The 6,655-nt window shown below is 69.9% G+C and carries 6 protein-coding genes; 3 read left to right on the top strand and 3 right to left on the bottom strand.

Annotated elements, in window-relative coordinates; genetic code table 11:
- The first annotated feature begins 303 nt into the window (after positions 1-303).
- Positions 304-1,935, top strand: a complete 1,632-nt coding sequence (locus Q0Z44_RS17890) for a PLP-dependent aminotransferase family protein (protein ID WP_298015303.1) — start codon at positions 304-306, stop codon at positions 1,933-1,935.
- Here Q0Z44_RS17890 and Q0Z44_RS17885 read toward each other — a convergent pair.
- From Q0Z44_RS17885 to Q0Z44_RS17875, 3 genes are all read right to left on the bottom strand, one after another.
- A complete protein-coding gene (locus Q0Z44_RS17885; protein WP_298015300.1) occupies positions 1,874-3,646 on the bottom strand; it encodes an ATP-binding protein in 1,773 nt (590 codons plus the stop codon). The two genes, Q0Z44_RS17890 and Q0Z44_RS17885, sit on opposite strands and share 62 nt — an antisense overlap.
- A gap of 184 nt (positions 3,647-3,830) precedes the next feature.
- Positions 3,831-4,481: an LON peptidase substrate-binding domain-containing protein gene (locus tag Q0Z44_RS17880; RefSeq protein WP_298015298.1), complete on the bottom strand. Its 651-nt coding sequence runs from the start codon at positions 4,479-4,481 to the stop codon at positions 3,831-3,833.
- Positions 4,482-4,490: 9 nt separating this feature from the next.
- Positions 4,491-5,303 carry an alpha/beta hydrolase gene (locus Q0Z44_RS17875; protein ID WP_298015296.1) on the bottom strand — a complete coding sequence of 271 codons (813 nt, stop codon included), beginning with the start codon at positions 5,301-5,303 and terminating at the stop codon, positions 4,491-4,493.
- A 175-nt stretch (positions 5,304-5,478) separates the two neighbouring features.
- On the opposite strand from Q0Z44_RS17875, the gene Q0Z44_RS17870 reads away from it, so the two are divergent.
- Both Q0Z44_RS17870 and Q0Z44_RS17865 read left to right on the top strand, forming a co-directional pair.
- Entirely contained in the window at positions 5,479-5,895 is a 417-nt protein-coding gene (locus Q0Z44_RS17870) for an Hsp20/alpha crystallin family protein (protein ID WP_298015294.1), read from the top strand.
- Between the two features lie 52 nt (positions 5,896-5,947).
- Positions 5,948-6,655 (top strand): HAD-IC family P-type ATPase (locus Q0Z44_RS17865; RefSeq protein WP_298015292.1); only part of this gene is annotated, 708 nt, incomplete at its 3' end.

Here is a 6,655-nt window from a genome sequence, read left to right as displayed (position 1 = left end):
CACGCCGAACGACACTCTTTCCCTACACGACGCTCTTCCGATCTGGCCCAGGGGCCGGTTGCAGGCCGGGACCAGCACACGCGGCGCATGGCGCGGCAGCGGGCTGTTGATCGGGGCGACGTCAGGGGAGACCATGATTGCCTGTGGGGACGATGTGACGTCACGATAGCCGCGCAGTGGTCCATCGGGAAGGGCCACTTGGCGCGCAGTCGCCGGTCCACTTCTTGCTTGAGTTTGCTGCGGGATAACCCTGATCCCCATGTCGGTGCGCGGGCACCGACCCGTGCAGTCTTTTTCCGTTCTATGCAGACAGCGGCCCTTCACGAATGGCTCCAGCAGGAGCTCCAGCGCGCGCAGCCCAGCCAGCGCGCGTCCCAGCCCGGCGCATTGATTCTTCATCTGGTGCGCCGCGCGGTGCTGGAAGGCGTGCTGGTCCCGGGCGTCCGGGTGCCGTCATCGCGCGAACTGGCCCGCGAACTGGGGGTGGCACGCAACACCATCGTGGCCATCTACGACCAGCTCAAGAGCGAAGGCATGCTGGTGGCGGGGCACGGCTCCGGCACGTTCGTGTGCCGGGTGCAGGATGCCTTGCTGACCCCGCACCTGGGTGCGCTCGCCAACGGCGCCCCTCGCTCATCGAATGAGCTGGAAGCGGCGCTTCCAAATTCCGTTGCAGAGGCCGTCCGGCCCCTGAACCTGTCGCGGCGCGGCCTGAGCTACCAGCGGCACCCGGTTCACCAGTTCTGGCGGCCGCAAGCTTTCTGCTCCGGGCAGCTCGACCTTCAACTGTTCCCCTTGTCGACCTGGAACCGCCTGCAACGCAAGCACCTCAGCCAGGGTGATGCAGCGTGTCTGGAACAAGGCGAGCCCGGGGGCGCGATGGAGTTGCGCCGCGCCATCGCCGACCACATACGCACCATGCGCGGTGTGCGCTGCCAGCCGGAACAGGTGATCCTGACGGACGGGACCGTGGAGTCACTCGAACTGGTCGCTCGCCTGCTGACCGACCCGGGCGACGTGGCACTGATGGAGAACCCCTGCTACTGGGGCGCGAGCCACGTGCTGGGCGACCACGGTCTGAAGACCTGCGCGCTCGACGTCGATGCAGAAGGGCTGCCGGTGCCACAAGCGGGGCAGCTGCCAGGCCCGCCGAGGCTGGTCTACATGACGCCCTCGCACCAGTTCCCGATGGGCCACGTGATGACCCTGGCGCGGCGGCTGGCCTGGCTGCGGTATGCCGAGGCCCACGATGCCATCCTGCTGGAGGACGACTACGACAGCGAATTCCGCTACACGGGCAAGCCCTTTCCGTCGCTGCAGGGGATGCAGGACACCGGTCGTGTCATCTACCTCGGCACCTTCAGCAAGACGCTGTATCCGGGCATCCGCATGGCGTACCTCGTGGTGCCGCAGCATCTGCAGCAGGTGTTCGCCACCGCCTCGTCAGACTTCTACCGCGATGGCGACGTGGTGCAGCAGCGCGTGCTGGCCGACTTCATCCGGGAAGGCCACTACGCCGCCCACGTGCGCAGCACGCGGCGTGAATACGGCCTGCGGCGCGAGGCGTTGCTGGCTGCCCTCCGTGAGCACCTGGGCGCGGAACTGGCCGATGGGCGCATCGCGATCTCGGGCGGGGCAATGGGCATGCACCTCACCTTGCTGCTGCCTGCCGAGGTCGACGACCGCGGCATTTCGCGCGCCACGGCCTGCCTGGGGGTGACGCTGATGCCGCTGTCCGTGTACTGCGTCGGGGCGCGGCGCAGCGGGCTCATCCTCTCGTACGCGGCCGTGCCCTGCGATCAGATGGGCCCCAAGATCGCGTTGGTCGCCCCGCTGATTCGGCAGGCTCTGACGGCGCCACCGAGCGCCGCCCTCACTGCGGCGGCGCCGCCTGCGTGCTGGGCAACTGCGACAGGATCGTCAGCAGGCGGTTGATCTGCAGGGGCTTGACCAGGTAATGGTTGAAGCCCGTCTGCAGCGCGCGGGCGATGTGCTCGGGCAGCGCATCGGCACTCAGGGCAATCAGCGGCAGCTTTTTGAACGCCGCCTGTCCCCGCAGGCGCCGGCACAAGTCCAGCCCGCTGCCGTCCGGCAGGTTGATGTCGACCAGGGCCACGTCGGGGTGGGTGGCCTCGATGCTGGCCATGCCCTCGGCGGCGGTTTCGGCCGAGTACAGGCGCACCTGCGGGTAGGGCGAGAACAGCGCCTCGACCAGGCTGCGGTTCAGGGCGTTGTCCTCGATGTGGACCACGCGCAGCGGCGGCAGCATCACCGCGGGTTCGGCGCTGCCTCGCAGCTGGCCCAGGCGCAGCGCCCCTGGTCCCTCTGCCAGCGGCAGGTGCAGGCTGAAGGTGCTGCCCTTGCCGAGTGTGGAACTCACCTCGATGCGACCGTGCATCAACTCGGCCAGCCGTTGCGACACCGCCAGCCCGAGGCCGTTGCCCACGGGCTGGCCCGGTGAGGTGTCCAGCCGCGTGAAGGGCTGGAACAGGCGGGGCAGGTCATGCTGCTCGATGCCAAAGCCCTGGTCGCGCACCTCCACGATGCCGACGCGCTCGTCCTGCGCCACGCGGCCCTGCAGCCACACGGTCGCGCCGCGCGGGCTGAACTTGATCGCGTTGCTCATCAGGTTGAGCAGGATGGAGCGGGTGTGCTGCGGATCGGCCCACAGCGGCGGGCACTGCGAGTCGACCACGACGGTGATCTCCTGGGCCTGCGCGTCTTCGTCCAGGGCGGCGCGCACCTCCCGCAACAGCATGCTCATGTCGACGCGTTGCGGGCGGATCCCAAGCGGGCGCTCTTCCAGACGGGCGTATTCCAGAGCCTGGTCCAGCAGCGACAGCAACTGTTGCCCCGCCGTGTGGATGTGGCCGATCTGCCGGCGCTGGGCCTCGGGCAGGTGGCCGGTGTCGTGCATGTCGAGCAGCTGCGTGAAGCCGAGAATGGCATTCAGCGGCGAGCGCATGCTGTGGCTCATCCGGCTGAGGAACTCGGACTTGGTGGCGAGCGCCACCTCGGCCTCGAGCCGGCGGTTGTGCTCGGACTCGGCACGGCGGTGTTCGCTGATGTCGTGCAGCACCTCGATGTAGCGGTTGATCTGGCCGTCGTGGCCGTGCAGCGGCTGCACCGAGCGGCTCACCCAGAACGGCTCACCGTCCTTGCGGTGGTGGCACACCTCCAGCCGTTCGACGGTCGCACCCTGGGCCAGCATCTGGTTGATGCGGGTGATGGTGGCGGTGTCGGTGTGCGGTCCGCTGAGCAGCTCTTCCGGCTGCTGGCCATGGCTTTCGGTGAGGGAGAAGCCCGTCAGGCGCGTGAAGGCGGGGTTGACCCAGGTGATGCAGCGGCGTGCATCGCAGATGAGGATGGCATCGGTGGCGCGGTCGGCGACGAGCGCCAGTTCCTGGTTGGTGGCCTGGGCGCGGGCGAGCGCGGCCTGCACCTGACGCAGCACCTGGCCCTGCTGTTCGAAGGCTTCCTGGCGCTGGTGCAGCTCTTCCAGCAGGCGGTCGGCATCGTCCGCCATCGAAGGCGAGATGCCGGCGGGCAAGGCGCGACGGCCTACCGGTCGCCAGGTGGGCGGGGTGCCCAGGTCGCCTGGCGGGAAGGGGGATGCGCCCGGTTCGTTGCCGGTCGGTTCTGGCATGGCCTGCTCCTCGGATCGGGTGTCCGTGGTCGGTACAGCACCTGGACTCGTGTGGAATCGGCGCTGCCCTGACACGAGGCGCGGGCCGGGTGGGCCCGCGCTGCGACCGGCGGCGCAAACGGCCCACCAGTGTAGGCATTTCGGGTGAGCTTGGGCAGCGGGCGACCCTCGGCAAAACCCGGGATCAACGCGCCGTGTCGGCTTGGCGGGCCAGCCGCTCCAGCCATTCGGCAACCAGCTCCAGGCGCCACAGGGGGTTGTCCAGCGTCATCAGCCGGTGGCGCTCGGCCGCGGTGATGGGCAGCAGCTCGCTCCAACGGTTGGCCAGCCAGCCGGCGTCGCGCCAGCGTGCGTCGGAATGCGGCACGGCGGCGGCCACCGGCGCATCGTCGCCGAGGGCGCGCAGGGCATCCTGAAGGCGGGGCGCCAGGCTGGCCAGATCGGCCGGCACGGCCGCTGCGGCGTCATCGGGCAGGAGGGTGGCCTGACCAGTCCACAGCCCATGGGGCCGCTGCGCGTGGCCCGCCAATGTGAAGCGCGGGCCGCCGCGGCACTGCACCAGCATCAGGCCGGGTTGAGGGCGCTCGACGCGCTCGAGTGTGGCCAGCGTGCCCACGTCGGCAAAGGTCTCTGCGGGCTGCGAGCCAGGGCCCCCCGCGGGCGCGCGCCGCACCTCGCTGCCGCGCTGCAGCGTCACGACGCCAAAGGGCTCGCCGCTGGCTTCGCAGCGTTTCATCAGGTCGAGGTAACGCACCTCGAAGATCTGCAGTGGCAGCAGGCCGCCCGGAAACAACACGGTGTGCAAGGGGAACAGGGGCAGGTCGTCGAGGGACATGGCGTGCTCCTAGCGGGGCAGGGGGTGGCGGGCCAGAAAGGCGGACACGGCTTCGACCGTGGCCGGCAGGTGGCTCCAGAAGGGCGCGTGGCGGGCGCCTTCGATCCAGGCCAGCTCGGCGTGGGGCAGGCGTTCGGCCAGCAGCCGGGCGTTGTCGGGCACGTTGACCGGGTCCTGTGTGCCGTGCAGCACCAGAGTGGGCGCCTCGGCGGTGGCGAGGCCGACCCAGGCGTCGTGTGCTTCGCTGGCCTCGTAGTAGCGACGCAGCACAGGCAGCGCAATGGGGCGGCGGCGCATGAGGCCGGGCAGGGCGTCGGCATGCGCCGCAGCCCAATCGGGCGGCACCATGGTGCCCGCGAGCGCGGCCAGGTCGCCGCGGGCCAGCATCGCGCTCACTTCAGGGTCGCGCGGCACGCCGTGCGCGTTGCCTGGGGTGGTGCCTGCAAGCACCAGCGCCCCCAGCCGATCGCCGTGGTCGACGGCGAACCACTGCGCCACGCGCCCGCCGAGCGAGAAGCCGATGAGGTGCGAGCGAGGCAGGCCCAGCGTGTCGAGCACGGCGACCAGGTCATGCGCCATGTCGCGCGTCTGCCAGGGGCCGGTGTCGGCCGGGGGCAGCGGGTCGCTGTCGCCGATGCCACGCGGGTCCAGCGCGATCGGGCGCCAGCGACCGGGTGCCGCGGCCATCAGCGCCTGGCTGAAACCTTGCCAGAAGTGGCGATCCTGGCCCTGGCCGCACACGAGCAGCACGGGCTCGCCGGGGCCGCCCGCGTCGTCGAGGGCCAGCCGGGTGCCGTCCGGGGTGCTTGCATAGGTCGTCATGGCGCCATGATGCCGCGGCACCCGACCGACGGCGCGCAGTCGGCCATTTGTCCCTGATCAAAAAGGCCTTGCAGCGGCGCGCGCGCCCTCTTGAAAGACGCCGCGGGGGCGCCCATTCTGAGGGGTGTCGGCATCACGCGGTGCCGCGCTCATCTGAATGCATACGGAGGTCACCATGAACCAAGTCACCCGCTACAGCCCGCTGGACGACCTGTTCCGCGGTTTCTTCGTCAAGCCGATGGATTTCCCCTCGGGCATGCCGACCCAGCAGATCAAGGTGGATGTGAAGGAGCAGCCCGATGCGTACCTGGTGCACGCTGAGCTGCCCGGTGCGAAGAAGGAAGACATCCACGTCGAGATCGAGGGCAACCAGGTCTCGATCCGCAGCGAGGTCAAGCAGGAGAAGGACGTGAAGGACGGCGAGCGCGTGCTGCGCTCCGAGCGCTACTTCGGGCAGGTCTCGCGTGCCTTCCAGCTGCCCTATGAGCTGGACGAGGGGCAGTCCACCGCCAGCTTCAAGGATGGCGTGCTGGAGCTCAAGCTGGCCAAGAAGGTGGCCCAGCCGGCCAGCAAGCGGCTCAACATCGAGTGAGCGTCATGCGGCCTGCATCGCGGTGTCATGCAGGCCGGTCAGAATGAGGGCCATGGCCGATCCAGCAGACACCGAACAGGCCGCGCGGGCCGCGTTGTGCGCGCACGCAGCACAGCCCGCAGAGGCGGTGCTGCGGGCACTGGGTTCGGGCCCTCAGGGCCTGTCCGAGCGCGAGGCGAGCGACCGCGTGCGGGTGCACGGCCCGAACGCGGTGGGGCGCACCCATGCCCCTCCCTGGTGGCGGGTGCTGGCCGGGCGCATCGCCAATCCGCTCAATGTGCTGCTGCTGGCGCTGTCGGCCGTGTCGTTCGCAAAGGCCAATCCCCAGACCGGCGCCCTGATTCTGGCGATGGTGGTGCTCAGCATCGGTCTGGGCACCTGGCAGGAGCGCCGCTCGGGCCGCGCGGCGGCGGCCCTGCGTGCGATGGTGCACACACGTGCTTCGGTGTGGCGCGACGGGCAGCTCCAGGAGCGGCCGATCGAGGCCCTGGTGCCCGGCGATGTGCTGCACCTGTCGGCGGGCGACCTGGTGCCGGCTGACGCCCGCCTGCTGTCGGCCCGTGACTGCTTTGTCAACGAGGCGGCGCTCACCGGGGAAGCCCTTCCCGTCGAGAAGAACCCCGCGCCCCAGACCGACGAAGCCGAGGCCCTGTCCTTGCACAACACCGTGTTCATGGGCACGCACGTGGCCAGCGGCACGGCCACCGCCGTGGTCGTGCACACAGGCTCGCGGGCCGTGTTCGGCGGGCTCGCCGAGGCC

Origin of the sequence: uncultured Aquabacterium sp. (genome assembly GCF_947366995.1) — a bacterium.
GTDB lineage: Bacteria > Pseudomonadota > Gammaproteobacteria > Burkholderiales > Burkholderiaceae_C > Aquabacterium.
Note: the sequence above shows the minus strand (reverse complement) of the source record. Positions and strands in the feature narration are given on the sequence as shown.

Bases quoted from the DNA above. Each gene is read 5' to 3' on its own strand.
- Q0Z44_RS17890 (WP_298015303.1), top strand. From the start codon at position 304: ATGCAGACAGCGGCCCTTCACGAATGGCTCCAGCAGGAGCTCCAGCGC.
- Q0Z44_RS17885 (WP_298015300.1), bottom strand. From the start codon at position 3,646: ATGCCAGAACCGACCGGCAACGAACCGGGCGCATCCCCCTTCCCGCCA.
- Q0Z44_RS17880 (WP_298015298.1), bottom strand. From the start codon at position 4,481: ATGTCCCTCGACGACCTGCCCCTGTTCCCCTTGCACACCGTGTTGTTT.
- Q0Z44_RS17875 (WP_298015296.1), bottom strand. From the start codon at position 5,303: ATGACGACCTATGCAAGCACCCCGGACGGCACCCGGCTGGCCCTCGAC.
- Q0Z44_RS17870 (WP_298015294.1), top strand. From the start codon at position 5,479: ATGAACCAAGTCACCCGCTACAGCCCGCTGGACGACCTGTTCCGCGGT.